General features: G+C 62.8%; 24 protein-coding genes. 17 read left to right on the top strand and 7 right to left on the bottom strand.

Going from position 1 to position 24,235, the window contains the following annotated elements:
- Positions 1 to 38 precede the first annotated feature (38 nt).
- The 17 genes from J0F76_RS04900 (at position 39) to J0F76_RS04825 (ending at position 15,882) form a co-directional block, all read left to right on the top strand.
- Positions 39 to 1,703, top strand: a complete 1,665-nt coding sequence (locus tag J0F76_RS04900; protein WP_242689991.1) for an RcgA family putative transporter — start codon at positions 39 to 41, stop codon at positions 1,701 to 1,703.
- A 17-nt stretch (positions 1,704 to 1,720) separates the two neighbouring features.
- On the top strand, positions 1,721 to 2,728 hold the full coding sequence (locus J0F76_RS04895) for an RcgR family putative quorum lactone hydrolase (protein ID WP_207466353.1): 1,008 nt from the start codon (positions 1,721 to 1,723) through the stop codon (positions 2,726 to 2,728).
- 453 nt (positions 2,729 to 3,181) lie between these two features.
- The gene (locus J0F76_RS04890) at positions 3,182 to 3,553 is read left to right on the top strand and encodes a hypothetical protein (RefSeq protein WP_207466351.1); all 372 of its coding nucleotides are present in this window, start codon (positions 3,182 to 3,184) and stop codon (positions 3,551 to 3,553) included.
- 142 nt (positions 3,554 to 3,695) lie between these two features.
- Positions 3,696 to 4,364: a lytic transglycosylase domain-containing protein gene (locus J0F76_RS04885; RefSeq protein ID WP_242689990.1), complete on the top strand. Its 669-nt coding sequence runs from the start codon at positions 3,696 to 3,698 to the stop codon at positions 4,362 to 4,364.
- A 14-nt stretch (positions 4,365 to 4,378) separates the two neighbouring features.
- Entirely contained in the window at positions 4,379 to 4,684 is a 306-nt protein-coding gene (locus J0F76_RS04880; protein ID WP_278250399.1) for a TrbC/VirB2 family protein, read from the top strand.
- Positions 4,684 to 4,959, top strand: coding sequence for a VirB3 family type IV secretion system protein (locus J0F76_RS04875; RefSeq protein ID WP_207466347.1), 276 nt, complete (start codon positions 4,684 to 4,686; stop codon positions 4,957 to 4,959). Before J0F76_RS04880 ends, J0F76_RS04875 begins: the two co-directional genes overlap by 1 nt.
- A gap of 70 nt (positions 4,960 to 5,029) precedes the next feature.
- Complete coding sequence (locus J0F76_RS04870) at positions 5,030 to 7,303, top strand: VirB4 family type IV secretion/conjugal transfer ATPase (RefSeq protein WP_207466345.1); 2,274 nt, start codon at positions 5,030 to 5,032, stop codon at positions 7,301 to 7,303.
- Entirely contained in the window at positions 7,296 to 7,418 is a 123-nt protein-coding gene (locus J0F76_RS21140; protein ID WP_278250398.1) for a hypothetical protein, read from the top strand. Before J0F76_RS04870 ends, J0F76_RS21140 begins: the two co-directional genes overlap by 8 nt.
- Positions 7,419 to 7,429: 11 nt before the next feature.
- Positions 7,430 to 8,581 carry a lytic transglycosylase domain-containing protein gene (locus tag J0F76_RS04865; RefSeq protein WP_207466343.1) on the top strand — a complete coding sequence of 384 codons (1,152 nt, stop codon included), beginning with the start codon at positions 7,430 to 7,432 and terminating at the stop codon, positions 8,579 to 8,581.
- Positions 8,578 to 9,264, top strand: a complete 687-nt coding sequence (locus J0F76_RS04860; protein WP_207466341.1) for a type IV secretion system protein — start codon at positions 8,578 to 8,580, stop codon at positions 9,262 to 9,264. Before J0F76_RS04865 ends, J0F76_RS04860 begins: the two co-directional genes overlap by 4 nt.
- A gap of 107 nt (positions 9,265 to 9,371) precedes the next feature.
- Complete coding sequence (locus J0F76_RS04855) at positions 9,372 to 9,917, top strand: hypothetical protein (protein WP_207466339.1); 546 nt, start codon at positions 9,372 to 9,374, stop codon at positions 9,915 to 9,917.
- Entirely contained in the window at positions 9,917 to 10,957 is a 1,041-nt protein-coding gene (locus J0F76_RS04850; protein WP_207466337.1) for a TrbL/VirB6 family protein, read from the top strand. Before J0F76_RS04855 ends, J0F76_RS04850 begins: the two co-directional genes overlap by 1 nt.
- Before the next feature lie 24 nt (positions 10,958 to 10,981).
- A complete protein-coding gene (locus tag J0F76_RS04845; protein ID WP_207466335.1) occupies positions 10,982 to 11,668 on the top strand; it encodes a VirB8 family type IV secretion system protein in 687 nt (228 codons plus the stop codon).
- Entirely contained in the window at positions 11,665 to 12,396 is a 732-nt protein-coding gene (locus J0F76_RS04840; protein WP_207466333.1) for a TrbG/VirB9 family P-type conjugative transfer protein, read from the top strand. Before J0F76_RS04845 ends, J0F76_RS04840 begins: the two co-directional genes overlap by 4 nt.
- Positions 12,396 to 13,772, top strand: coding sequence for a TraB/TrbI/VirB10 family type IV secretion system protein (locus tag J0F76_RS04835; protein WP_207466331.1), 1,377 nt, complete (start codon positions 12,396 to 12,398; stop codon positions 13,770 to 13,772). Before J0F76_RS04840 ends, J0F76_RS04835 begins: the two co-directional genes overlap by 1 nt.
- Positions 13,773 to 13,816: 44 nt before the next feature.
- Positions 13,817 to 14,767, top strand: coding sequence for an ATPase, T2SS/T4P/T4SS family (locus tag J0F76_RS04830; protein WP_207466328.1), 951 nt, complete (start codon positions 13,817 to 13,819; stop codon positions 14,765 to 14,767).
- A gap of 251 nt (positions 14,768 to 15,018) precedes the next feature.
- Positions 15,019 to 15,882 carry an Abi family protein gene (locus J0F76_RS04825; protein ID WP_207466326.1) on the top strand — a complete coding sequence of 288 codons (864 nt, stop codon included), beginning with the start codon at positions 15,019 to 15,021 and terminating at the stop codon, positions 15,880 to 15,882.
- A gap of 3 nt (positions 15,883 to 15,885) precedes the next feature.
- Here J0F76_RS04825 and J0F76_RS04820 read toward each other — a convergent pair whose 3' ends face one another.
- From J0F76_RS04820 to J0F76_RS04790, 7 genes are all read right to left on the bottom strand, one after another.
- Positions 15,886 to 17,829, bottom strand: a complete 1,944-nt coding sequence (locus tag J0F76_RS04820; protein WP_207466324.1) for a type IV secretory system conjugative DNA transfer family protein — start codon at positions 17,827 to 17,829, stop codon at positions 15,886 to 15,888.
- A 14-nt stretch (positions 17,830 to 17,843) separates the two neighbouring features.
- Entirely contained in the window at positions 17,844 to 19,739 is a 1,896-nt protein-coding gene (locus J0F76_RS04815) for a relaxase/mobilization nuclease domain-containing protein (RefSeq protein ID WP_207466322.1), read from the bottom strand.
- Positions 19,720 to 20,268, bottom strand: a complete 549-nt coding sequence (locus J0F76_RS04810) for a DNA mobilization endonuclease VirD1/MobC family subunit (RefSeq protein WP_207466320.1) — start codon at positions 20,266 to 20,268, stop codon at positions 19,720 to 19,722. Before J0F76_RS04810 ends, J0F76_RS04815 begins: the two co-directional genes overlap by 20 nt.
- Positions 20,269 to 21,276: 1,008 nt before the next feature.
- A complete protein-coding gene (locus J0F76_RS04805) occupies positions 21,277 to 21,483 on the bottom strand; it encodes a cold-shock protein (RefSeq protein WP_207466318.1) in 207 nt (68 codons plus the stop codon).
- A gap of 364 nt (positions 21,484 to 21,847) precedes the next feature.
- On the bottom strand, positions 21,848 to 22,090 hold the full coding sequence (locus J0F76_RS04800) for a hypothetical protein (RefSeq protein WP_207466316.1): 243 nt from the start codon (positions 22,088 to 22,090) through the stop codon (positions 21,848 to 21,850).
- A gap of 167 nt (positions 22,091 to 22,257) precedes the next feature.
- Positions 22,258 to 22,740: a DUF3768 domain-containing protein gene (locus tag J0F76_RS04795; RefSeq protein ID WP_207466314.1), complete on the bottom strand. Its 483-nt coding sequence runs from the start codon at positions 22,738 to 22,740 to the stop codon at positions 22,258 to 22,260.
- Between the two features lie 468 nt (positions 22,741 to 23,208).
- Entirely contained in the window at positions 23,209 to 24,144 is a 936-nt protein-coding gene (locus J0F76_RS04790; protein WP_207466312.1) for a DUF2493 domain-containing protein, read from the bottom strand.
- Between the last annotated feature and the right edge of the window lie 91 nt (positions 24,145 to 24,235).

The following is a 24,235-nucleotide window of genomic DNA, read 5'->3' as shown; positions in this document are numbered from 1 at the left end:
GTCACGAGAGGATACGAAGTCAGGCGAAACGAAACGAAATGGAACCCGCCAAACCTTTGAGAAAAAACAGCAAGTTTTTTCTGCCACCCCCGAAGGACGGGAGTGACTTCAAGGAACTCTTTGCCCAAATAGCTGCCGCAGGTGCAGGTCGGCCGGCGGACAAAGATGGGTTTCCCGCCGGCCCATGGACGCCCGAGCTTCTCGCCGAAGCGATCTCACAGATCGATGGCAATCGCGTCGGCGTTGATCTGAGAACCGTCCAGCTCTGGTTTCAGAAAAACAATAAGGGGATCAGCACAACCAACATCCGGTGGCTGGCAAGGATACTGGGGTGTGATGATCCGGATGCGACCAGCGAATGGCAAGTAGAACTAAGTGCGGCGCAATCGCGGCTGACAGCCAAGAGACGAAAGCAGATCAGCGAACAGGGCCACGATGCGTTGGAGACCACGAATGCAGCCCAGCAATCGGCTTACCAGTACGAGAAATTCCAAGACGTAGAGAAATCACCCAAGGATACCCCTTCTGAATCACTGCGGCGCTTCAGTCTGGCACGCTGGTCCGAGGCACTCTTCAGTAGAGATTCCTTGCTGGATGTGCCGGCGGCGGTCTTTGCCGGTGCCGTGACACTGGGCTTCTTTTCCTACGTTGTCGATATTCATAGCGTCTTCTACGGCCATTCAAGCGCACCGACAAAGCAGGTGGGTTTTTTGTGGGCGCCGAACTGGACGGTTCTCTTTTTGGTACTCCTTCCGCTTTATCTGGTATTCGCGGGCGAGTTGATCGCCAGCTGGAAAAAAGATGCCCGTGCAAATCTGACCTTTGAAACAGAAGACCAGCTTGATTTCGGCTGGAGGCACAGCGTTGAGGCCTACTCATATTCATACTGGGCATGCTTGGTAGTCTGTTTGCCTGTCGCTGCTGCTGCTCAGTGGATCAATGAATGCTTAGTTCCATTGCTAAAAGGTGATCCCGGCAACTTCGGGGTAGACTGGGGCCGGATAGCAATTTACCGTCCTGATATCATATCGGTACCGGAAGCTATTGCTTTTACTAGCGCCGCGTACCTCTATATGGGCGTATGCTTCTTTATTTTCTTTGCAGGCTTGATCTTACTCTTCACACTGGCCCACGATTTATCGAAGATCGGCCGGGTACCAAAACTTTTGTCAACTGCCGATAAGCGAGAAGAACTTCTTGGATCCTCTACCAAGGTGATGCTCGGCATATTCCGATGTACCGTTTTAGGGATACTTATCGCTATCTGTATGAGGTTACAAAATATGTTCATGCTATCGCGATCAGAGTCAATCGTCGCCTGGCTTGTGGACGACCTGATGTCGGTCGTGAGCGGACAACAAGCGGCTATAGAGCGACTTTCTTACAGTAGACCGACGCTTTATAGCAGCCTGCTTGTCGTGCTGACGACATGTACCGTCTTCCTGCACGGAGCCACTCGAGTTCACCGGATTTTCGTTCACGCAGAAGCGCAAAATGCTCCTGACGATTTATATGGAGGGCAACTGGGCAATGGTCATCGTCCGACTCCTCCGCGTTGGGGGTTGATGTTTGGGGTTGTGGGAATGCTAGTGGTCAATTACCTGCTCATCGATCTATTCACCGGCTTTTCCATGATGCTAAGCATCGGCAGTCTGCTCGCAGTATACAGTTTGATCGATCCAAGCTTTCGGCGTGGACGATAAGCGAGAGGAAAACCCGCATGCTCTACAGGTGGCTTGATCGTTGGGATGAGCGACGAGCGCAGCGCGGAGAGAAGGGAAAGGCAGCATCGGACTTCGTCCTTGCTGCCAAACTGGCCTTTCCGGGAGCAACCAATGCCGCAACCGTCGCAGACTTTTGTCATCTCGCTGATCGGGCCGCAGCAGATCCTTCGTATTTCGATGAACCGGTCGGGTCCGAGTTGTCGATCAAGGTGGACAATGGGTTGATCAGTTTTCCTTCGGCTATATCCACGGGAACTAGCGAAAATAATACAGTATTCGCTCGGATAAAACCCGGCAAAGGCTTCGATCGAGCCTTGGTCGTGTTCCATCACTGGAACGCCCGATCCCGGAATGATTTCCTGGCAAAATTGTTTGCGCAGCAAGGCGTAACGGTTGTTGAAATCGCGTTGCCCTATCATCTTGAGCGAAAGCGCCCGGGCTCCTCTCATGCTGACTATATGCTGAGCGCAAATCTCGGCAGAACCATACAGTCCGTGAGACAAGCAGTATTGGATGGACGAAAGCTCATACGTTGGCTGAAGGCTCAGGGTTACCAAGAGATTTCTGTACTCGGAATAAGTTTGGGATCTTGGATAGCGGGATTGATTGCGGCACACGATAGGACGGTCAAGAAGGCGGCGTTGTTTTTAACGGCGGGAAGCCTTGCCGATATGGTTTGGACGGGTCGCGCAACACAGTCGATCCGTGTCAGCTTGGAGCCGTCGATCAAATTATCCGATCTGAACAGGGCTTGGGGACCAATCAACCTGGAGAACTACACCGAGCGGCTCGCTCGGCCAGATTTGGACATCCTGATTGTTCTGGCCCAAAGGGACAGGGTGGTATTGCCTGAATTGTCGAAGCGGTTTGTGGACCAACTGAGAGACGCGGGAGCCAGGTTGAATATCCTGGAAACAAACTGCGGCCACTATTCCTTGACGATCCCCCCGTTCATCCTTTCTGCCGGCCTGAGATTGAGGACCTTACTTCTTCGGCGCCGTTAGCCGGTTTCAACCTAAGTTTCCTGCATAAGTTTCTCCATCATTGTGATCGCAGCAAGACGATTGCAGGATATCCAGCTCCGACGTATCGACCGTTGGGCAGGTCGCGGCAGGCACCGTCGGTGAAGAAGGCGTGTTAGTATTACCCAACAAGGTATCAAGCCCATGCTGGCAGCAGTTGCGGATGGCGACACCGGCTGGCGGGCCACCAGTAGCCGAAAACTCAGGAACTGCTGTGGTTCGTCGAGTTCCATTCGGCTTCATGGTGTTCAAATGTAATATAAATTCACCTGAGCAGGATCACGCTGATCGTTGCCACGGCTTGAAGTGACTTGGCCAACACGGATAAAAAAGAGTTGGTAGACAGGGTGAGATGAATTTTACCTACTTGCCTTGTGGATACGTATTTTGATAGTCTGACGTTGACGCGTCGGATTACCTTTGGGAGCGCGTCGCATGACCAACCAAGTCCAGGTTAGCAACGAGGTGCTCACCCTTGACATGTGTAGGGAAAAACTCCTGGACGGCTGGGAACTTCACGTTGTTTGTGCCGAAGACCCTGTCCCAGCACAAAATACGGTCCGGGGCTCTTGGTACCTGGTGGCCTTTGAGCCGGAAACAGGCCGCTTTGGGGTGGTTGTCACTCAGAGAGACCTGTACCGCGAACGACGGCGGGCTGAGCAATCTGGACGTAGGCTCGATCCGTCAGATTACACGTACAAGGAGATCAAGACCACCACCGGGCTGTTCAACGCACAGATTGACTTGGGGATCACTGCTACAGTCATTCCCGGAGCCAAAGGCATCACCATGGTCGCGCGGCTCTAACTTAGGCAAAAAAGACGCGTCCTGCGCATCCGACGTTTTCAATTCGTATAGTCCAGACCGCAGGAATTTTGTTTGGCCGCTTGTCGTGGAAACGGCAACCTCCTTCAAACGAGAACCAAATATTTCTTTCAGAGCTGGCATCTTGATCAGCCTGATCGGACTTGTTTCGCCTGCCGCAGCCGACGTTATCCGCTTCGATGCAAGCGGAAGGCAGACCGGTACTCCAGGATCCAGTTTTGTGCAGCGCTTTGATGCTGATGGCCGTCGCATCAATTCGCAAGGACGGGAACGTGCCGCCCCCGACAAGGGGGAAGCTAACCTCAAGAACACTATGTTGTTCCTTGCCTCTCGGGATGCGTCGCTCTCTGATCTGCCCGGCTCTAGCCACCGTGCAACCGGTATCGATGCCACGCAAGATGTGGCGCTCCGCTACCAGCATCATCCTGCCCTCGCCGAGAATAATATATCCCCGCGGGAATGGGCCGCGCTGTTCCAGGCTTTGGTCTGGCAGGAGTCGCGTTTCAATCCCCGTGCGGTGAGCCACAAGGGTGCCATAGGCTATGCACAGCTTATGCCCGGCACTGCCGCAAAGCTTGGCGTGAACCCGCACGATCCAATGCAGAACCTCGACGGCGGTGCCCGCTACCTGCTCCTGCAGCTGCAGGTATTCCGCTCACCGTTACTTGCGCTTGCCGCCTACAACGCTGGGCCTGGCGCCGTCGAACGCTACCGAGGCGTTCCGCCCTACGGGGAAACCCGAGACTACGTGCTCCGCGTGCTGGCGGAACGCGACCGCCTCCTCCGAAACTAGGAAAGGCCATTATCATGGCACAGACACGTCTTCTGATGCCCTTGCTCCTCACCGCACTCCTTGTGACCGCTGTGGCCGGCGATGCCCTGGCGCAATCGGGCGTAGACTTCACAAAGGCTGATACAGTCGGGAACGACTTCGTCGCCTGGATCCGCGGCAACATCGCCACTGTCTTTTTCACAGTGGCCCTGGTGCTGGCAGGCTTTGCAGCCGCCTTCAACAAGATCAGCTGGATGTGGGTGCTGATGATTGCGGTTGGTGCCTTCCTGGTCTTTGGCGCGCCGGGCTTTGTGGCGGACCTGAAGGCGGTCTTCAGCTGATGGAGCGCCATGCCGTCATTCTCGGGCTGTCGCGCCAGGCCAGGCTCCTCGGCCTGCCGATGCCCTACACGATGGCAGTCGGCGCCCTTGTCATGCTGCCCTTCATCTGGGTCAAGGCCGCGTCCTGGCTGCTGACTGCACCGCTCTGGTACGGCCTTGCCCGCCTGATCACCGCAATGAACCCGAACGGCCACAAGGCGGTGGCGGTGGTGATGAGGAAGACCGCGCCGCCTTTGTCGCGCAGGAAACGAAGGCTGGGCCGCCACTATGTTTAGCGCCCGAGCTCTCCCGGTCAGCGAACGCGCGCGGCGTCATGTGCCAAGATCGCCGCAGGTCTATGCGGAAATGCCTTATGCGCTGGAGATTGACGATCACACGGTGCGTACCCGCGAGAACGCGCTGATGATGAGCCTGGAGGTCGGCGGCATCGATGGGATCACCGCCTCAGACCGCGACATCCTCGATCTGGCCCGGAGTTTCGCCGCCATCCTTGACGGACTTGATGATCGGTTCACCTTTTACGTCCACCGGCTGATGCGGCCCGCTGCCTTCGGGCTGAAGCCCCTCTATGGCGAGGGCTTCGCGCAGGACGTGGAGATGGCATGGCGCGGCCATCTGTCCGGCCGCGCCTTGCGCGAGTTCATGCTGGTGCTCACGGTGGTGCGCAACAAGCGCGTGCCGCTCAAGGTGCCGTTCTTCGCAAAGGCCGCCGCACGGCTTCTCGACCGCAACACCGCCGAGCGCCTGGGCGAACTCCGCGAGATCGTCTCGATCCTGGAAACCAGCCTGCCGCTGAAGGCACATCGCCTCAGGATCAGCGACGGTACGCTTCTCGGCTTTTACGCGGCCATCAGCACCGGGCTTTACCGCCCCGAGTATCGCGGGCTGCACACGCTGATTGCCGAGGACGTCTCGCTGCTGTCCGTCCGCTTCAAGGGACCGCTGGCCGAGTTCCGCGACGGCTTTGACGAGCCGCGCTTTGCGGCCGTCCTTTCGGTCTGGCGCAATGCCCAGCAGACTTGGCCGGGCATGCTCGATGCCCTTGATGCTGGCACCGACACGGTGATCTCGCATTCCTATACACCCGTTGCCATGAACAAGGTCGGCGAGCTGGCCAAGCGCCGCATTCAGCAGATGGAAGCTGCGGGTGATCTGGTGGGCTCCATCGCCGCCGATCTGCACCAGACCTATGACGATGTGGAGTCCGGGCGCTGCGGCTTTGGCGAGCACCAATTGACGATCACAGTCTTTGCCGAGAGCCCTGCAGTGCTGGAGGCGAAGGTGTCCCAGGTCCGCAGCGTGGCGGAACAGGCCAAGGTAAAGCTGGTACGCTGCAATGACACAATGGCTGCCACCTACTTCGCGGCCCATCCCGGCAACCGGGACTACGAGATCTGGAGCCCGCTCACCAAGTCGATCAACTTCGCCGACATGGCCTCCTTCCACATGGCAAACGCGGGCACCCGGGCTGAGGCCCTGCCCTGGCGCACGCCCGTCACGGTGTTCCAGACGGTAACAGGTGCCGCGCATCGCTTCAGCTTCCATGCGCCGGGTAATCCGAAGGCCGAGCCGACTATTGGGCATACGCTGTTCCTTGGTCCTTCGGGCAGCGGCAAGTCCTCGCTGATGGCGTTTCTGGCCGCGCAGGCACAGCGAACGGGTGCCCGCATGATCCTCTTTGACAAGGACCAAGCACTGCGCATGGCGATCACGGCGCTTGGGGGCCGATACGCGGCCATTCGCGCGGGTCAGCCCACCGGGCTCAATCCGCTTTTGACGGAGTGCGGCCCCCGCGGCGAAGCCTGGCTTCTAGACTGGCTGGCCCGGCTGGTTGAGCGAGACGGACCCCGGCTCACGCCGCAGCAGGCCGAGGCGCTGAAGGGCGCCGTGCGCCAGAACGGCCAGGCACCGGAGGCGCTCAGGACCTTCGCCCATTTCGGGGATCTGATCGGCGATGTGGGGGATGACCGGGACCTGGCGATGAAGCTTGCCGAATGGGCCCCCGAAGGGCGCTATGCCTGGGTCTTCGGGGAGGCCGATCAACCGGTGATCGATCTCACCGCGCCCGTGACGGGGATCGACCTGACAGAGATCCTGTTCATGGCCACGGAACGCACGGCGGTGCTGTCCTACATTTTCCGCCGCCTTGAGCTTCTTTTCGAGGAGAAGCAGCCGACCCTTCTGGTGATTGACGAGGCCTCCACCGTCTTTGACGACACGTTCTTCGCCCGCTGGCTGCCAAAGTGGCTGGTCACGGTGCGCAAGCTCAATGTCGTGGTCGTGCTGCTCACGCAGTTCCCGTCCCAGATCCGCGACAGCCACTCCGGCTCGATCATCCAAGCCATGCCGAACCAGATGATCTTTCCCAACCGGGCTGCCGACATTACGGACTATGAGGGCTTTGGCTTCACCGAGAACGAGCTGCACTTCATCCTGACGGGACGCACGGCCGAGCGTCAGGCCCTATGGCGGCACGGTGACGGCTCCACGATCCTGGATGTCGATCTCTCGCCGCTCGGACTCCTCCTGACCGCACTCGGCGGCGGCGAGGCAGGCCACCGAGCCTTCGGTGCGGACTATTTCAGCCGGCCCCATTTCTGGAGGACCGCCGATGCCTAGGCTTGTGTTCCTGGCTGCCTTCGCCACCCTGCTTGCAGGTTGCGGCGACCCGCCGATCCGCAAGACCAACTGCTGGTCGGGCATGGCCTTCGTGGCCACGAGCCCCTGCAAGTAGGAGGAGGTGCGATGCAGGCCCGCGTTTCCGCTCCCGCCTGCATCCTGATCGGCCTTGTGGTGATCCCCGCAGGCGTGGCGGGGCAAGGCGTGCCAGTAATCGACGCGAAAAAGGTTGCCCTCGAGGTTCTCGGCCTGCGCGAGGAGATGGCCAGGACAGGGGAGCTACAGGCCAAAAACGAGGAAAGGCTCCGACAGATCGCGGCCCGGGGCGATCAACTGGTGGCGGCGCAGGAGACGCTCGACCTGCTATCTAAGACCTCCCGATTCGTGCCCGGCCTCGAAGCCGCGGGAGTCTCGGGCGACGGTGCATTCACGGGGGCCACGGAAATCTACGCGATCCCCGACAACAACCCTTATGCCGCCCGCATCATGGGGGATGCGCCGCTCACGATCGAGCAGATGATCTCCGACACCGCGCAGGCGCATGCCAGACACCCGGCTTTGGCACGGGCGGGCATCGATGCGGTCGAGTTCCGCTGCTGGCTGCAGGCGCTCGTCAAGCAGGAGTCGAACTTCTCCATCGGCGCCCGCAGTCCTGTCGGCGCCTTCGGGTTGACCCAGATCATGCCGGGCACCTTCACCGAGCTGGGTATTCCAGACGATGGCAGTCGTCAGGATCCCCGCACCCAGCTTGATGGCGGGGCGCGGTATCTCCTGAAAGGTCTCGGCATGTTCGGGACCATGCCGCTGGCGCTTGCCGCCTACAATGCTGGTCCCGGAGCCGTCCAGAAATACGACGGCATCCCGCCCTACGCGGAGACCCGGACCTACGTCGCGAGGATCACCGGCTACTACAACCGCTATGCGGCCCGCATGGGCGGTGATCCGCAAGCCATCGGTACACTCGACTCACGCGACGTGGTGATTGCCGAAGCCTCTAACATCTCGGATGCGGCCCTGGGATATGCCTCGGTTAGTCTGAACACCATGCACGGCTCCATGACCCGGCTGAAGGACATCCTGGGGCAGGTTGAGGCGACCAGGTCTGCGAAGTCTGCCATGGATCTGAACACTTATGCCCGCGCCGAGGTGGCGCGCATGGCGGTGATCCTGACCCGGCTGCAGGCGGTGGAGCGCAAGGTCGAGGCCGCCCGCACCGCGCTGCTCCTCGAGGCCTATGCCCGGGATGAGGATTACCTGAACATGAGGATCGACGGATGAAACGGATCTTGAAAGCGTTCGCACTCGGCGCCCTTTCTTGCGCCTTGGCCCTGCCCGTCACCGGCCAGGGCGTGCCCACCATCGACGCAACGAGCTTGGCTAAGCTGGTCGAACAGCTCACCGAGGCAAAGCTGCAGTTAAAGGAGCAGATTGCCCAGAACCTCAAGCTCGACGAGCAAACCACGCAGCTCCTCCAGCAGATCGTGCTCCTGCAGGACCAGATCGGCGCGCTGCGCGATGGGCTCACCCTCGCCGATCTCGGCGTAGATCCCGAGAGCTTCCTTGAGGATATCCTGCCCCGGTTCTCAGACCTGACTGCTTCGGTCGAGGCAGCGCGCATGGGCGACTGGACCCGCGTACTGGCCACGGGCGACATCCTGGGCAGCGGGCGGACCGTCACAGGTCATGTGGACGGAACCTTCGCAACCGCAGGCTTGTCTCGGGAGCGCGTCGATACGCTGGCCAGAAGCGAAGATCAGGCAGCGGCCAGGCTCGGCCAGTCCGCCAACGTCAATGCCTTCATGAGTGTAGCGGCGGAAAGTTCGGCGCAGGGAGCCACCGACAGCCTGACGCGGCTCGATGGCCTCGTGCAGGCCATTCCCGACACGGACGGGTTGAAGGAAGCCATCGATCTCAACACGCGGGTCACCGCCGAGCTTGGCATCGCATTGGCCAATGTCTAGTCGATGGAGGCGATCCAGACAGTCGGTCAGGGTAACATGGGCGTCATGGACGCGGCGACCGCGGCCGACGAGGAAAAGTACCTGCGCATGAAGCTGGAGGACTGACCATGACACGGACGGCATTGCTGAGCGGACTGGTGATCCTGGGCCTTGGAACGATGGGACTGGCGCAAACCTCCGGAGCGCCTCCTGGGCTCCCGGAGTCGGAACTAGAGAAACTGCAGGAACGCTTGGACCAGCAGGCCGAGATGAGCGAGGCGGAAGAGATAGCCGAGGGGGATTTCCTGAACTTCGACCTGTCGCCCGAGGTGGATGTGTCCAAGGTCGAGCGAGTTCCAAGTGCGGCCCTAAACCGACCGAACCGGACCTGCGAGCCCACGCCGGAAATGAATGCCAATCTGCGCCGATCCAATAAGCCTGGCGATCGCGCCTACCGAGACATCGCGGTTTATCTTTCGACGACGAATGTCATCGCAACACAAGACTGCACCTGTGCCGGAAAAATCATTCCGCACGAAATGGTCGCTAAATTCGAGGATCGCTTGCGCAGGGAACTGGACGTGGATGTCCTTACGCCTGACCACACCCGCGGCCTCTATGAGGCCTATGAGCGCCAAATCAAGATCGTCGACGCCATGTGCGGAGAATACTGATGGCCCTGGTAGAAACCATTCTCGGCGATCTGGACGCAGCGGTTCTCGATGTTGGCGAGACATACTTCACCGCGACCGCCAACGCTCTCGATCCCATGCTGACAATTGTGGCCACGCTGCTGATTATCCTGGTCGGCATCAACATGGCGCTCGGAGCCTATCGGCTGTCCATGCGCGATACCTGGCAGATTGTCTCACGGATCATTCTGGTCTTCCTGTTCGCCCGCTCCTGGGCAAACTTCGGCACGATCTATGATGCGCTATCCTCGGGCGCAGGCAATCTTGCTCTCAGCTTCTTCCACGGCGGAGCGGCTACACCCGAAGCCGCCATGGACAAGTTTGCGGTACAGATGTCGGACGTGGCGGATGGGGCCGCAGAGGCCCAAAGCGCCATTGCCCGGGGCGTGATCGCAGGGTTTCTCTTCATTATCCTATCCGTCCTCATGGCGGCCTACGTCCTGATTGTCGGCTTTTCCAAGATCATGATCGCCTTCCTGCTGGGCGTTGCGCCGCTAGCCATGATTGCCACTCTATTCGAGCGCACCAAATCCCTCTTCGAGGCTTGGCTCACTTCGTTCGTGGGATACCTGCTCTACCCCATTGCCGCAGCTGCAGTAATTGGCGCAGTTGTTGCGATGGCCGAAGCGCAGTTCAGACCACAAGCTGAGGTGAGGGATTTTTCCATGATCCTCGGCTTCCTCTGCGTTGCCTTTGTCGGCATCTTCGCCCTACTGGCGATCCCCACGGCGGCAGCCAACATCACCGGCAATTTCAATCTCGCAAACTTCGCTTCCGAGGCCGTACGGCTGGTGGGGCGTCCGTTGCTGCTTCCTGCGACTGCGACTGGGGCCGGGATACGCAGGGGAGGAGAGGCGCTCAAGGCCCGTGGGGAGGCCCTTCTATCGGGGGTCGTTACGGGCAAAACGCCCATGCTGGCCGCCCGTGCGCGGGACCGTGCTTGGGCCGAGAAGGGTGCGGATCTGCGCGCCAAGCTGCGCGGCATCAACATCATGCAGGGCAAGGGTGACAGTGGCGCATGAGGCGCCCGAGTTCTGGAGATTGCCATGAAGGATGGCGAAGCTGACAGCAGGACGATCCTGGAAACCGAACTGATCTTTGGGGTCCGTCGGCGCGAGCGGCTGGCTTGGGGCGTGGCCATCGGCGGGGTGTTGGTGGGCCTCGGCGGGGTTGCCGTCGCAGGGCTGACGCTGCCCCTGAAGGAAACACAGGCTTTTGTGACCATCGTCGACAAGGACACGGGTCTGGCCGAGCGCGCGGTCCGGATCGAGGCGGCCGGTGTCGAGCAAGGCGTGGCCGTCGAGCAGTCGCTCCTCTACAACTACGTCAAGAACCGAGAGACCTATGACGAGGCCGATACCGAGGCCCGTATCCTGCGGGTCTACCGCATGTCGGCGACGCGCGTGCAGGCGGCCCTGAAGGCACAATGGGACAAGGCGAACCCGAACTATCCGCCGCTGATCTACGGATCGAGCGGCAAGGTGATTGTGGACGTGCTGTCGATAACACCAGTTGCCGAGAACACCGCCCAGGTCCGCTTTACCAAGCGCCTCGAGAAGCCCGGCGAGCCGGATCGGATCGGCAAGTTCTATGCCACGGTCCGCTATGCCTTCGAGCCCACGACCGCGAGCGCGGTGGAACTCGTCTGGGAGAACCCGTTCGGCTTCACCGTCACCGATTATCGCGTCACGGCGGAAAGCTTTGATGCCCAGGATATGGAGGCCCGGCCATGATCCGCTCCGCCACGATCGTCGCGCTGCTCGCGCTGTCCCTGCCCGCCCTGGCCCATGCGGAAGCACGCCCCCGCGCCGGCGGAAATGACAGCCGCCTGACCTATGCCACCTTCCAGGAGGGGCAGGTTTATACCATCAACACCCGGGTCCGGAACGTTACCTTGATCGAACTGGGTAACGGCGAGACGATCCGCTCGATTGCCATTGGCGACAGCGAAGCCTTTCAGGTCGAAAAGCTCGAAGGCTCCAACGTCTTCACCGTCAAGCCGGTGCTCGAGGGCGTCAGCTCCAACCTGACGGTCGAGACCAACCGGCGCTTCTACTTCATCCATGCCGTGGAGTCATCGCAGGCCACGCCCAACTGGTCGGTGAAGTTCACCGTGCCGGGCAGCGGCGGATCGCGGTCCCGCGGCGCGGCCACGGCGGCAGCAATCCCGGCAGAGGTGCCGATGACCTACCGCGTCTTGAGCCGCAAGGGCGCAACGGAATTCACTCCAGTCGGGATCTCAGATGACGGAAAGCGCACCCTGTTCCAGATCCCGCCCGGCGCGCCCATCCCGTCGGTCTTCCGGGCCGATGCGAAGGGCCGGGAGTACAGTGTCAACACCAGTGTAAACGGTACTGTCATCACCGTGGGCGCGCGCTCGGAACGCTGGGTGCTGCGCTATGGCGACGCCTATGTCTGCGTGGAGGGTACAAAGCCTGGTGCCGGGCAGAGGACGCGCTGATGGCGGACGCCGATCCCCTGGAGGAACGGCTGCGCCGGATGCAGCCACCGGCAGCCAGGCCGCCCCTGTGGCGGCGCTTAGCGCTACCCGCCGGGATGCTGGCTGCCGGACTTGCCGGGGGCGCTTATGTGGCAACGGTGGTCCCGTCGGGAGACCCGGCCCCATCCCCCTTGCCGACCTCGGACGTCCGCGAGTTCCAGGACGACACGGGGCTTGACGGCTTCACGCTGACCGAGAACGAGCCGAACCCCGCGCCAGCCCCGCCGGACACGCGCACCGCCGTGCGCACGGTTGCTGATCCGCAAGCCCAGGCTGAGGTAGCCGCAGCGCGGGCGGCCCTGGAGCAGGCCAGAGCAGACCTCGCGGCAGCCAGGGCAGAGCTTGCCGCGGCGCGGGCCAACCCGGAGACCTCCTCCGCCGATATCGAGGCATTGCGCGCGGAGCTGGACCGGCTGAAGGGCGACATAGTCCGCAAGGACCAGGCGCTGGATGAACTGTCCCGCGAGAACCTGCGCCTGCAATCCGATCTCGACCTGGCTGCCGAACTGGCCAACCAGACGCAGGTGCAGACCGATCTGGAAGCGCAGCGCCTGGCAGAGCTGGAGCGGCGCCGGTCCGAGCTCGAGGCCCGCCGTGCCGAGGAAGAGGCGCTGCTTCAAGCCCGCACGCAGTCGGCGATGGTGGCATACCGGTCAGGCGGGGGCGGGACAGGCGAAGACGATGGGGCGGGTGGCATCGACGAGCGGTCTGACGCCGCCGAACGGTTCCGACGTGCGGGCCGGTCCGAGGCCGTACAGGCGGAGGTCATCTCCGAGCCTTCGCGCACCGTGGTTCAGGGTACACTGATCGAGGCGACGCTCGCCAACGCCATCTCAAGCCAGCTCGAAGGCAATGTCGCGGCAACCGTCAGCTATGATGTCTGGTCGATGGACATGGCCAATGTCCTGATCCCGCGGGGCGCACGGCTTTTTGGCCGCTACAGCTCGTCCATCGAAAAGGGCCAGCGGCGGATCATGGTGGCCTGGGACCGGGTGGTGACGCCCGACGGACAGTCGGTCGATCTTGCCGCCTACGGAACAGACCGCGTGGGGCGGGTGGGCCTGACGGGTCGGGTCAATACCCGCACCCTGGCGCGCTTCTCGGCGGCGGCAGCCGTGTCGATCATCGGTGCTGCCCCGGCGGTGCTCGCGGCCGCCGTTGAGGAGGATAGCGGCGACGGGATAGCCAGCGACACCGCCGAGAACATCGGCAGCAACGCCAGCGACGCGATCGGCGGGGTGATCGGGGACTACATCGACATTCCGGCGACGATCAGCGTCGACCAGGGCGCCGTGGTCATGGTCATGGTGAACGCCGACCTGGAGTTGTTCCCATGACGGAGGTGGGCCACCTGGAAACCCGGCTTGGCATCCTGCAGCCCTTGATCGGCGACGAGGCCACCATCGAGATCGCTGTTAACGCCGACGGCCGGGTCTGGGTCGAGCGCGCAGGCGACAGTCATATGTCCCTGGCCAGGATCATCCTCCCGCCGGTCGAGGTCAGGGATCTGGCGGGTCTGATCGCCAACAAGCAGCGCCTGACGCTGACCGACAGCCAGCCCGCGATCTCGACCACCGTCGAGGTTGCCGGAGCCGCCCTGCGCTGCCAGGCCATCATCTCGCCCGCCTCCGCGGGCGGCACGGTGATCTCAATCCGGGTGTTCCGCCGCAGGGCGGCCGGCACGGCCCCCCGTCACTTCCCGTTCTTGCGCGACCAGACTGTGTCGCTCGAGGCGGAACGGCTCCAAAAGCTGCGCGCCATCAGCGAACTGGCAACCAAACACGACGATCCCGACACGTTCCTGCGGGCCTGCGTTCAATCCCGCATGAACCTCGTGATCTCCGGGGGCACTTCCTCGGGCAAGACCGAACTGGCGCGGCGCCTCCTGTGGATGGTGGAAGACGGGCATCGCCTGGCCTTGATCGAGGATGCGACAGAACTGCTTCCAGCCCAGGAGAATACGGTCAGCCTGATCGCCGAACGCACGGAGGCCTCCCCTCGCTCGGCGGGAAGGCTTCTGGAGATGACCCTGCGCCTGCGCCCCGACCGGATCATCCTGGGCGAACTCCGTGGGACCGAGGCGGCCACCTTCCTCGAGGCCATCAACACGGGCCATGAGGGCAGCGTCACCACCATCCACGCCACAAGCGCGCGCAAGGCCGTCAATCGGCTGGCCTTCCTGGTGATGCGCGCAGGCATGCCGCTGACGCTGTCGGAGATCCGTGACTATGTTCTCCAGTCCGTCGATGTCGTCGTGCAGACTGGCCGGGTCGGCACCGGGCGGGGCATCCTGGAGACGTGGTTTCCGGGGCTCGATGGGGAGAGCGCCTGACGTATCCCCCAAGCGGCAACTGGAGAGCGGAGAGGATAAAAAGGGATGGATAAGGTTTGCGACACGGGACCGCACGGTTGACATCCCCGGCGCAAATCGCCATCTTCATTTCAACAACACCCCCCAGGCGACCGGCCGAAAGGCCGAGCTCAATACCGGGGGGTTACTTATATCCGGACGTCGTCTTCTTGGAATTCGGAAAGCTCCCCACTCTTACAGGTGATCAGGTTGCGCTTCTTCGGCAGCGTGGCATGCTGGTAAGAAATACCTACGAGGCAGAGACGTGGCTTGAGACCGTCGGCTACTATCGACTGAGCGCCTATTGGCTGCCGTTCGAGTTGCCTCCCCCTCCTGGTCAGACCCGCAGCAAGCGCTTCGCCGAGGGAACATCCTTCGACCAGGTCATTGAGCGCTACGTCTTCGACCGCAAGCTGCGGCTCCTGCTCCTGGAGGCGATCGAACGCGTCGAGATCCATGTACGATCGCGGTGGACCTATCATCTGGCCCATGCGCACGGTGCGCATGCCCATCTCCGTGCCTCCGCTTTCCGGGGCGCCAGGGTGCATACCGAACTTCTCGCAAAGCTGGCCCGTTCGGCGGAAAAGTCAGACGAAACCTTTATCGCCCACTACCGCACCAAGTACACGGACCCCTACCTGCCGCCGCTCTGGGCAGTCACCGAACTGATGACGTTCGGGGAACTGTCCCGATGGGTGCAGATCACCAGGGACCTTCCCATCAAGGCCGCCGTCACGCGCGATCTGGGCCTCCCGACGGTGGAGATCACGGACGGCGTCCTGCAGGCCCTGTCGTATGTCCGCAACATCTGTGCGCATCACTCCAGATTGTGGAACAAGCGGCTGGTCAAGCGCGTCCCGCGGGTCAAGCGGTGGGGCCGGGACATGGTGCTCGACACATCGACCGGCCAGGCACAACCCGACAACAGGCTCTACAACGTCATGGTCGCCCTGCTTCACCTCCTGGACAGCCAGCGGACGGACAGCACCTGGCGGTCACGCCTGATTGATCTTCTGGGAACAGTGTCGGACCTGGAACTGCGCGCCATGGGCTTTCCGGAAGATTGGCAGGAACGAAGTGTCTGGGGCGGCCCGTAAGCTCTATATCGATACCGGCGGATTGGCCTGCTCTTGGCGAGCCCTCGCCCTGCTTCGCAACCTACTGTCAAAATGGTCCATCTTGTCTGAGGCGGCCTGGAAATCTGGCTCCTCGATCACGGCGTCATCGGCCTCGGCCTTATGAGTCTCTGCAACGTCTTGCGCCAGGGGAGGCTCCGTCTCGGACCTCTCCGCGCCATCTCTCCTGGGTTCGGCATCGGAATAGGGGATGCGGTCCTCCTTCAGCGCCATCACCTCGGCTCGCAGGGCGTCCAGTTCGGCCCGGATCGGATCGGGATAAGGGAGCGGTCCCTTCTGCGCGTCGATGATGGTCTTGAACCAGGCGTCCTGCCAGTAGACGATCCGGTCCACCTGGATCGGGTTCTGCCTCTCAGGGATCAGGAGGATCTTGTCGGGATGGAGCCTGCGGACCTCGTCAGGGGTCATGAGCGGGCGCTCCTCGTTGCGCCGTGAGACCGAGCGCTTCAGCATCCCATGTCCGTTCTGCGAGTAGCTGTCGCTCAGGGACAGCCGGGTGGTCTTGCCGAGTGCCTCGGACACCTCGCCAGCTGTCTTCTTCTCGTTGGGCGCAATGTAGAGCTTCATGCCAGCGGCCGACTCGATCGAGAGCCGCTCGTTCTCGGAATAGATGGTTTCCAATCCCGGCACCGACTGGGTGATGATCGACACCCGCACGCCGTGACCCGCCAATTGCTTCAGCGACTGGACGATGATCGGCATCGGGCCAAGCTGATCGAATTCGTCAAGGATGATCTGTACAGGCCAGGGCTCGGTTGTCGGGTCGGGGATGTGCGCGCGCATGGTGGCGATCAACTCTCCGAACATCAGCCGCAGAAGCGGCGAAAGCGTCGGAATGTCGTCGGAGTTTGCGACGACATAGATCGCATGCGGGTGCCGCCGGATGTCGTCCCAGGAAAAGTCGTTGGCGCTCGTGATCTTGTCGATGCGCGGATTGAACCACAGGCCAAGGCCGGTACCGTCGAGAACCGAGGCGTAGGAGGACAGCGTCCGGTCGGAGTGGCCCGAGAAGTTACGAAAGATTGTCGCGGTCTGGGCGTGGCGCGCCTCGGCTGCCAAGGCGGCGTAGGCTGCCTCCTTGTTGCCGGTATCGAAGAGGATGCGGGCAATGGCGCCGAGCGTCGGCGTGCCGCGCTCGATGGCCAGCATGCCGCCGGCAACGAAGAGCTGGCGCGCCCCCACGATGAAGTCCGAGGCGCCGCCCTTCTCGTTCTTCGGGATCAGGAAATAGCTGGCGAGCTTCGAGAGCTCGGTGAACCGCTGGTCGGTCTCCGCAATCCTGCTGATCCGCTCAAGTGGGTTGTAGCGATGCGACGGGTGCTCGAAGTCAAACGGCGCGATGCGGAACACCTGGTCGCCCTGCGCCTGGCGGTGACGGGCAGTGGCCTCGAAGATATCGCCTTTCACATCCATCACCACGCAGGAGCCGGGAAAGAGCAGCGTGTTCGGCATCACGTATCCCACCCCCTTGCCCGAGCGGGTGGGCGCGGCCACCAGAGCATGGGGGAAGCGGTCGTAGCTGCCGCAGACAAAGCGGCCCTTCCTGTGCGGCTTGCCGAATTTGCCGAACACCAGCCCTGCCCCCACGGGCTGCAGGAGCCCGTTGCGCCGGATCTCGCGCCGGGTCTGGAAATGGGCCGTGCCATAGGTGGTCAGCCGATGGGTTAGGGTGAACGCAACAGCCAGCAGGGACAAAAGCACGGCACCTGCCAGAACGATCCCATAGGCCGAACGCCAGGGATCCTGCCCGGCCCTCCGCAGGCCGGGAAACTCGGTCACCAGAACGAACAGGTGTCCCGAATTCATGCCCGCCCCAAGCTGCCAATGCAGCCACAAGCCTCCGATCATCAGCCCGACAAGGGCTCCGGCAATCAATCCCGTGGGAATAGCAATGATCATCCGGTTCATGGCCCTGCCCTCGTTCAGAGATCCAGATCGAAGTCCTTGCGGCGCAACTCATGCTGCGGTTTCTCGTGCTGGTGCTCGCGCGCGAGCAGCCGTTCCCTAGCCAGTTCCGCCTGCCGCCGGGAGAGACCCAGGCTTTCGTGGCTCTCGGCGGCTGCGACCAGGGCACGGGCGATCTCTCGGCGTGGCCCTGCTTCGGGAAAGTCCGAGGCCAGTGCCTGATCATCGCCTGAAGCAATCTGCTCCATGACCCTCTCGCCGTAACGCTCCTTCAGGTCCCGCGTGAAGCGTTCGGCGTGATCCTCCCGCTCGAACTCGACCTGGCGGTGCTGGCGGTGTACCCGGGCCAGCGTCTCGAGCGTCCGCACCAGGCGATCGCTCTCGTGGCTGTGAACTGTCTCCCGGGCGTGCTCCATCCCCAGGGCGTGGTTCAGCACCGTGGCGGCGGTGGCGTAGAAGCTGTCCACGACGTCGGCCACCTGGTCGCGCTCGGCCTTTACGTTGAGATCGAGCCCTCGGGCGACCGAGACTGCCCTGAGATCTGCCTTGACCCACTCCCGCTCCTGCCAGGCATTGGCAGCCGGATGCTCGAGCCGCCGCTCCATCACGGGCCGTTCGATGCCGATGGCTTCGGCCGCCTCCAGGACCCCGGTCCGCACCTCAAGGGCGGCGGTCCGGGACAGGGTCTTCGTGACCGTCCCGCGGGTGATGGCGCTGTCTCCAAGCTCGGTCCGGTAGAGGGCCGAGCGCGGCGGCTCCATGACCAGCTCGGCGCCGCGTGCATCGCCCAGATCGCGCAGGATCGCGGTGGTGACCTCCGCCAGTTCCGTGCGCATCTCGCGCCGGTCCTCGGGACCAAGGGTGGCGATCTCGCCCTCGACCCGATCGAGCCAGGTGGCAAACACCCGGTCCAGGTTTCGCCGGGTGTGCGGGACGTCCCTCGTCTGCAAGTCCATTATCTCACCCTCCAGGGTTTTCGCACTCAGGATGCCGCCGGTCTCGAGGATCGCGGCCGCCCGCTCCATGCGCAGTTTCACCTCCTTCAGCCGGGCAAGGCTGGCGACCCCAGCCAGCATTCTGAGCGTGGCTGCGCTGCGGGTCACTACTGCAAGCCCTTCCTCGAGCGCCGGGCCCTGCAACGCCCGCTCGCGCACCGGACGATGTTCGCGCGCCGCCCCCTCGATCTCGGCGCGGGTGGGCCCATAGGTCAGGATGCCCCGCTCGAGGCGTGAGGAGGCGTCAAGCTCCACCCCCATCCCGCTCGCGATCTCCACCAGCCGCTCCTTCATGGTTGCGAGGTTGAAGGCATGGTCCTTTGCCATGAAGAACCAGGTGTCCTGCTCAAGCCCGCGGTTGTTCACCACGATATGGACATGAGGGTGCGAGCGGTCGGTATGCAGCGCCGCCACATAGGCCCATTCATCCCGCACATGGGTGCCTGACTGGAACATCTCGAAGGCCCAGGCCTCTGCGATCCGCAGCGCTTTCTTTGGGGACAAGTCGTAAGGAAAAGACAGGAGCAGATGCGTGGTGTGGCCGTTCTTCGGCTCGCCCCGCCAGCCGTCCGACCAATCCAGCGTGATGGCCTTGCGCTGCTCGGCCGTGAGTCCCTCTGCGTCGGGATCAAGCGCAACCGTGTTGCCAAAAAGCGCGTGGGACTTCGTGAAGAGATAGCGAAGCTGCGCCTGGAGCCGGCCCGGCGTCTGCGTGCCGCCGCGCGCGATCTTCTTCAGCACCGCCGCATTGGAGCCCTGGCCCACCCGCCAGAGATTGCGCGCCCGCGCCGAGAAGGACGACCCCCCGGCCCCGCTGCGCCGCCGTCCCCCTTGGCCCAACCCGCTGTCGCGCGGAGCCCTGCCGCCCACGCGGCGGAGCCGGATTTCGCCAATGAGATCATCCGCGAGGCTGGCCACCTTCCGCCTCCTTCCATGCTGCAAAGAGCCGGATGCCGCGGCGGCGCTGTTCGTCCACCACCGCCCGCAGATCGGCGCGCATCTCCGGCAGGCTCTGGCGCAGGGCGTTGAGGACCGCCCAGTGCTCACCGCTTGGATCGATCCGGCCCTGGTTCGCCGCCAGGGCGATTGCGTTCACGGCAACGCCGATCTCCTGGAGTTCGGCCCGTATGGCCTCAAGACGCGCACCGGTGGCGGGGTCGAACTCCAGCATCCCCGAGGCCGCCCGCACCAGGCCCCGCAGGGCGTCCGAGGTCGAGCCGAGGCCATGGCGGCTTTTTAGCGTCTCAAACGCCTCCAGCTCGACCGGCGACAGCCGGGCCGAGACGGCTTGGCCTCCGGTGGTGGCCGTCTCCCGGCTCTGGCGGGGGCCGTCCGGGCGGGTCTTGCTGATCTGTTTGCCAGAACCGTGCTGTGACGCGGGCGAGCGCCGCTTGCCGCCGGGGCGCACTGGGTCTGCGGGGGTCTGGGGCGTGTCTCGAAGGGCCATCGGGCGCTCCATTCCACTGGTGTAGACATTGGGCATTTCCTGCCATCTCTACACCCTCTCAGCATGCCATATTTTGGGGGATCTGTCACGGGTTTCGTGCTGGCAATCCGAGAGATCCACCGCCCCTTGTTAGAGGGGCCCGCGGCGCTTCAGAACACAAGCACCCAGTGTCTACCGGAGGGTCAAGCTGGCCCATACCAATCTGATACCCCGAGCCGAGGGGAGCCGCGCCTGCCGAGGGCCGTGGCTCATGATCGCGCTCTTCCTCTACGGGCACGGCTGCCTGAGGACCAGAGATCACGCGACACATCAAGGCAGATCCTACGCCTCTTTCTATGGTTTGGCGGAGTGGGCACTGTTTTCTGCCCGAAAGGACAACTATCCCCTGAAGCCCGGCGCAGACATAAAGGTCTTATCAGCCGAGCGGGTGTGTGTGGTTGGTTTCAGAGTGTTCCCGCCCGGCTGAGAGATCCCCCATCCGTAAGGCGTGGTGCCAGTGATGTCGGGGGCAGAGAAGAGCTCCAGGTCCCTCACATGAAGCCCGGGCCCGCGTTCGCCTGGAATCCCTCGTCATCGGGGCCCGCTGTCACGTCCGGTTGTCCGACAGGGTGCTGGTCCTGCGAGGCGGGGGTGCCTTTCTGACCCGTGTCCGGATGAAGGGCGCGGCTAGCTTGCCGCCCGGACCCTCAAGCTCCAGGATGAGCGTCTCCAGTCCGCCGATCTGCTTTCTGATCCGGTCGATTGCTGCATCGCGCTCCTAGCTGGACAAAGGCAGCCGGCTGATAATGCCCGACACAGCATCACCGCCGTGTTGGCCGCCGACAGGTTGGCCTGCAAGGCGCTGTAGATAGTGATCCGGTAGCTCATGCCCGATCCTCTTATGCGCTATTTGCATAAGGCAGACCTGGTTAAGGAGCGGTTAACAGGGCGGGATGGTGCCGACCGATCTTGTGAAGACGCCCTCACCCGCAGCATGTTTGCGGCAGGGCGGCGACCACCTTTGTCGTCTCAGATGGCCTGCAGATCGACTGCGCTTGTCTTGCCGTTGCGGCCGGTCTCCAGTTCAAAGGTGACCTTCTGCCCGTCCCGCAGCGTGTCCAGTCCGGCGCGCTGAACGGCCGTGATATGGACAAACACATCCCCGCCCCCGGTCTCCGGCGCAATGAAGCCATAACCCTTGTCGGTGTTGAACCACTTGACAGTCCCGCGTGCCATCGTCCCTCTCCGCTGCACAACAAGACCTTGCTTGGCATAGCGCTCAGCCGCGCAGCAAGAGATTTCTGATCGCGGTCGGCAGAGCAAACCTACTGCGGCCACGTCCGGGGCGACGGCCCGGCTAGACCCTGGTGGAACGGCACGCATCACACAGGCCTAATGTGCCTGTCGCAATCCTGCGAGGACCCTATCTCCACGCCCTCGTCGTCACACTGCGGGAACGGGTCATGGGGCAGTGTGCGATTGAGCATCTCGCCGGTCGCGTTGTGCTCGCGTCTTCCCTATGCTGGAGGCAGCGTTAAGGGCGCGCCATGGTCATGACCAAGGATTACCGGGGCACCTTTGACAATATTTCTGACCTTTATCAGGACGCAGATGGCGTAATGCGTCGAAGGGTTATCTCGCAGCCGCCGCCCTCAATGGCGTGGTAGCTTTCGAGAACGACCCGTTCATCGGCACCGTCCAGGGACAGCTGCCCCTCATGAGGCCCGTTGATCTGATGCTCGTCGAGGGTGGTGTCTGCGCTGAACCGGATATAGTCGCCCCCGGTTTCGACTGTGCCGCTGATCGGCTCAATGCCGTCAAGCGAGAGTGTCGCGTCGGTCATGTGCTGCCCTCTCTCAAGGGATGAATAGGAACAACGATCCTTCTGCTCATAAGGGACCAGCATTTGACAAAAATGAAATGCTTGAGGATGTCTGGTAAAGGCGATCTCTTACCTGATCCCATCGGCAACATCAGGCGGCCCCTCGTCTCGAAGCCGCCCATGCCGGATCAGTATTCGTCAGGCAGGCAGAGGGTGAGGATGCGGATCGTCTGTGCAGGATCCGTTTCCTGCTCCGGTCCCATCAGTCCGTCGGTGTCGTAAAGGTCGATTTTCCAGTAGATGCGCACGGTTTCGTCTCCGTGCGGCACATCCGGCATGCCGAAGCTGCGGAGGCCATCGGTGCCATGATCGTCCATAGCGGTCGCGTCGGCGCGCACCCGATTGAGGGCCGCGTCCACGAAGTCAGGGCCACGGGCGACGATCCCGCGCGTCACGACCACCCTGCCGCGCAGAGTCTCGCCCTGCCATTCCGTCTGCCCAAGGGCTGCCCGGAAAGCGTCGTTCTGTGCCCCGATGATCCGCGCCTCGGCCATGGCAGCCTCGTAGCGGTCGAGATTGAAGACCGGCCCCGAGCAATAGCGGCAAGCGTCTGGACGAAGGCTTGCGGTGATCTGGATGGCTTTGCAGGAGATGCATCGATACCGCGTCATGAGAAAACCCTCCTTCTGATCTGGCGATCCCCTCCGGTCTTCCCCTTCTTCAAGAATGGGAGCGGGCCAGGAAGGCGAGCCGCGCCCCCGGCGCGTCTCACCTTCCTGGGCTGCCTCCCGGCGAGGGCGGGAGGGGGGCCCGGCAACTGCAAAATCAAGCCCCAAGGGTCGGGGGCCCCGTCTGCACAAGCCGCCGCTTGGCGGCGCGGAAGATGGGGGTGCCCCCTTGGGGCGCCGCATTTTGCGGTTGACGGGGGAACCGGCGGTTCCCCTCTTCCTTCCCTTCCGACACCGGTGCGGGCCAGGCGCTATGCTGTCCTGCAGGGGGCGTTCGGCTTGGCCGAATCCCCCCTGCACGGCGCTCCCTGCGCCACCCGGACTTTTTGCCGGACCACACGCCGCAGGCCGGTGGAGCCGGCTGCGTCTGACAACGAAGCCGTGGCAGGCAGTGGGAGTAGGGAACGGCGCTTACGCGCCGCCCTCGATCTTCATGACCGGGATGCCCAGCTTGCGGGCCTTGTCGGCCAAGTTCTCCTGGATGCCGGTGCCGGGGAAGACTAGGACACCGACCGGCAGGACATCCAGCAGTGCGTCATTGCGCTTGAAGGGCGCGGCCTTGCCGTGCTTCGTCCAGTCGGGACGGAAGGCGATCTGGGGCACCTTGCGGTGATCGGCCCAGCGGGAGGCAATGAGTTCCGCGCCCTTGGGCGAGCCGCCATGCAGGAGCACCATGTCGGGGTGCTTGGCATGGACCTGATCGAGCCTGGCCCAGATCAGCCGGTGGTCGTTGAAGTCCGCACCGCCAGTCAAGGCCACCTTTGGCCCGGCAGGCAGCATCACCTCCGTCTCGGCTCGACGCTTCGCGGCCAGGAAGTCGCGACTGTCGATCATCGCGGCGGTGAGGTGGCGGTGGCTGACCATCGAGCCCGTGCGTGGCCGCCAGGCACTGCCGGTGTGGTGCTCGAAGGCCTCGGTGGCAAGGTCGCGGAAGAGCTCCATGCCGGCGCGCCGTTCGATCAGGGTCTGCCCTTCGGCCGTGAGGCGCTCGAGCTCGACCGACTTCACCTCGCTGCCGTCCTGCTCGCGTTGCAGCCGGCGCTGCGCCTGTTCGTTGCTGTCGAGTTCGCGCTCCACGCGGGCCGCGGCACGGTGGAAGAGATTGACGGTGCCCCAGAGCAGTTCCTCGAGATCGGGCTCGAGCCGGGTGTCACTGATGCTCGCCACCAAGGCGTCGAAGATGTCGGACACGGCGCTGGAGACGGTATCGGCCTCGGGCAACGGCCGGGGATCGGGCTCGTCCTGAAAAGGGCGCCAGCCGTAAAGCTGGAGTTCGGTCAGGACATGGTCGGTCTGGGAGGCGGTATGGACCGGCTCGGACGTGTGGTTGTCGAGATCCTGTGTCATCGCGTTCTCCTTCGATGGGGCGGAGCCCGCGTTTCTCGCGGCCTTCGCGGGCATCGCAGCGCACGGGCGGGACGGACGGGCAGCCCTCGCG

The sequence above is a fragment of the Paracoccus fontiphilus genome (assembly GCF_017356265.1).
GTDB lineage: Bacteria > Pseudomonadota > Alphaproteobacteria > Rhodobacterales > Rhodobacteraceae > Paracoccus > Paracoccus fontiphilus.
Note: the sequence above shows the minus strand (reverse complement) of the source record. Positions and strands in the feature narration are given on the sequence as shown.

Excerpts from the sequence above, each read along its gene's own strand:
- J0F76_RS04900 (WP_242689991.1), top strand. The coding sequence starts at position 39 with ATGGAACCCGCCAAACCTTTGAGAAAAAACAGCAAGTTTTTTCTGCCA.
- J0F76_RS04895 (WP_207466353.1), top strand. The coding sequence starts at position 1,721 with ATGCTCTACAGGTGGCTTGATCGTTGGGATGAGCGACGAGCGCAGCGC.
- J0F76_RS04890 (WP_207466351.1), top strand. The coding sequence starts at position 3,182 with ATGACCAACCAAGTCCAGGTTAGCAACGAGGTGCTCACCCTTGACATG.
- J0F76_RS04880 (WP_278250399.1), top strand. The coding sequence starts at position 4,379 with ATGGCACAGACACGTCTTCTGATGCCCTTGCTCCTCACCGCACTCCTT.
- J0F76_RS04875 (WP_207466347.1), top strand. The coding sequence starts at position 4,684 with ATGGAGCGCCATGCCGTCATTCTCGGGCTGTCGCGCCAGGCCAGGCTC.
- J0F76_RS04870 (WP_207466345.1), top strand. The coding sequence starts at position 5,030 with ATGCCTTATGCGCTGGAGATTGACGATCACACGGTGCGTACCCGCGAG.
- J0F76_RS21140 (WP_278250398.1), top strand. The coding sequence starts at position 7,296 with ATGCCTAGGCTTGTGTTCCTGGCTGCCTTCGCCACCCTGCTTGCAGGT.
- J0F76_RS04865 (WP_207466343.1), top strand. The coding sequence starts at position 7,430 with ATGCAGGCCCGCGTTTCCGCTCCCGCCTGCATCCTGATCGGCCTTGTG.
- J0F76_RS04860 (WP_207466341.1), top strand. The coding sequence starts at position 8,578 with ATGAAACGGATCTTGAAAGCGTTCGCACTCGGCGCCCTTTCTTGCGCC.
- J0F76_RS04855 (WP_207466339.1), top strand. The coding sequence starts at position 9,372 with ATGACACGGACGGCATTGCTGAGCGGACTGGTGATCCTGGGCCTTGGA.
- J0F76_RS04850 (WP_207466337.1), top strand. The coding sequence starts at position 9,917 with ATGGCCCTGGTAGAAACCATTCTCGGCGATCTGGACGCAGCGGTTCTC.
- J0F76_RS04845 (WP_207466335.1), top strand. The coding sequence starts at position 10,982 with ATGAAGGATGGCGAAGCTGACAGCAGGACGATCCTGGAAACCGAACTG.
- J0F76_RS04840 (WP_207466333.1), top strand. The coding sequence starts at position 11,665 with ATGATCCGCTCCGCCACGATCGTCGCGCTGCTCGCGCTGTCCCTGCCC.
- J0F76_RS04835 (WP_207466331.1), top strand. The coding sequence starts at position 12,396 with ATGGCGGACGCCGATCCCCTGGAGGAACGGCTGCGCCGGATGCAGCCA.
- J0F76_RS04825 (WP_207466326.1), top strand. The coding sequence starts at position 15,019 with ATGCTGGTAAGAAATACCTACGAGGCAGAGACGTGGCTTGAGACCGTC.
- J0F76_RS04820 (WP_207466324.1), bottom strand. The coding sequence starts at position 17,829 with ATGAACCGGATGATCATTGCTATTCCCACGGGATTGATTGCCGGAGCC.
- J0F76_RS04810 (WP_207466320.1), bottom strand. The coding sequence starts at position 20,268 with ATGGCCCTTCGAGACACGCCCCAGACCCCCGCAGACCCAGTGCGCCCC.
- J0F76_RS04805 (WP_207466318.1), bottom strand. The coding sequence starts at position 21,483 with ATGGCACGCGGGACTGTCAAGTGGTTCAACACCGACAAGGGTTATGGC.
- J0F76_RS04800 (WP_207466316.1), bottom strand. The coding sequence starts at position 22,090 with ATGACCGACGCGACACTCTCGCTTGACGGCATTGAGCCGATCAGCGGC.
- J0F76_RS04795 (WP_207466314.1), bottom strand. The coding sequence starts at position 22,740 with ATGACGCGGTATCGATGCATCTCCTGCAAAGCCATCCAGATCACCGCA.
- J0F76_RS04790 (WP_207466312.1), bottom strand. The coding sequence starts at position 24,144 with ATGACACAGGATCTCGACAACCACACGTCCGAGCCGGTCCATACCGCC.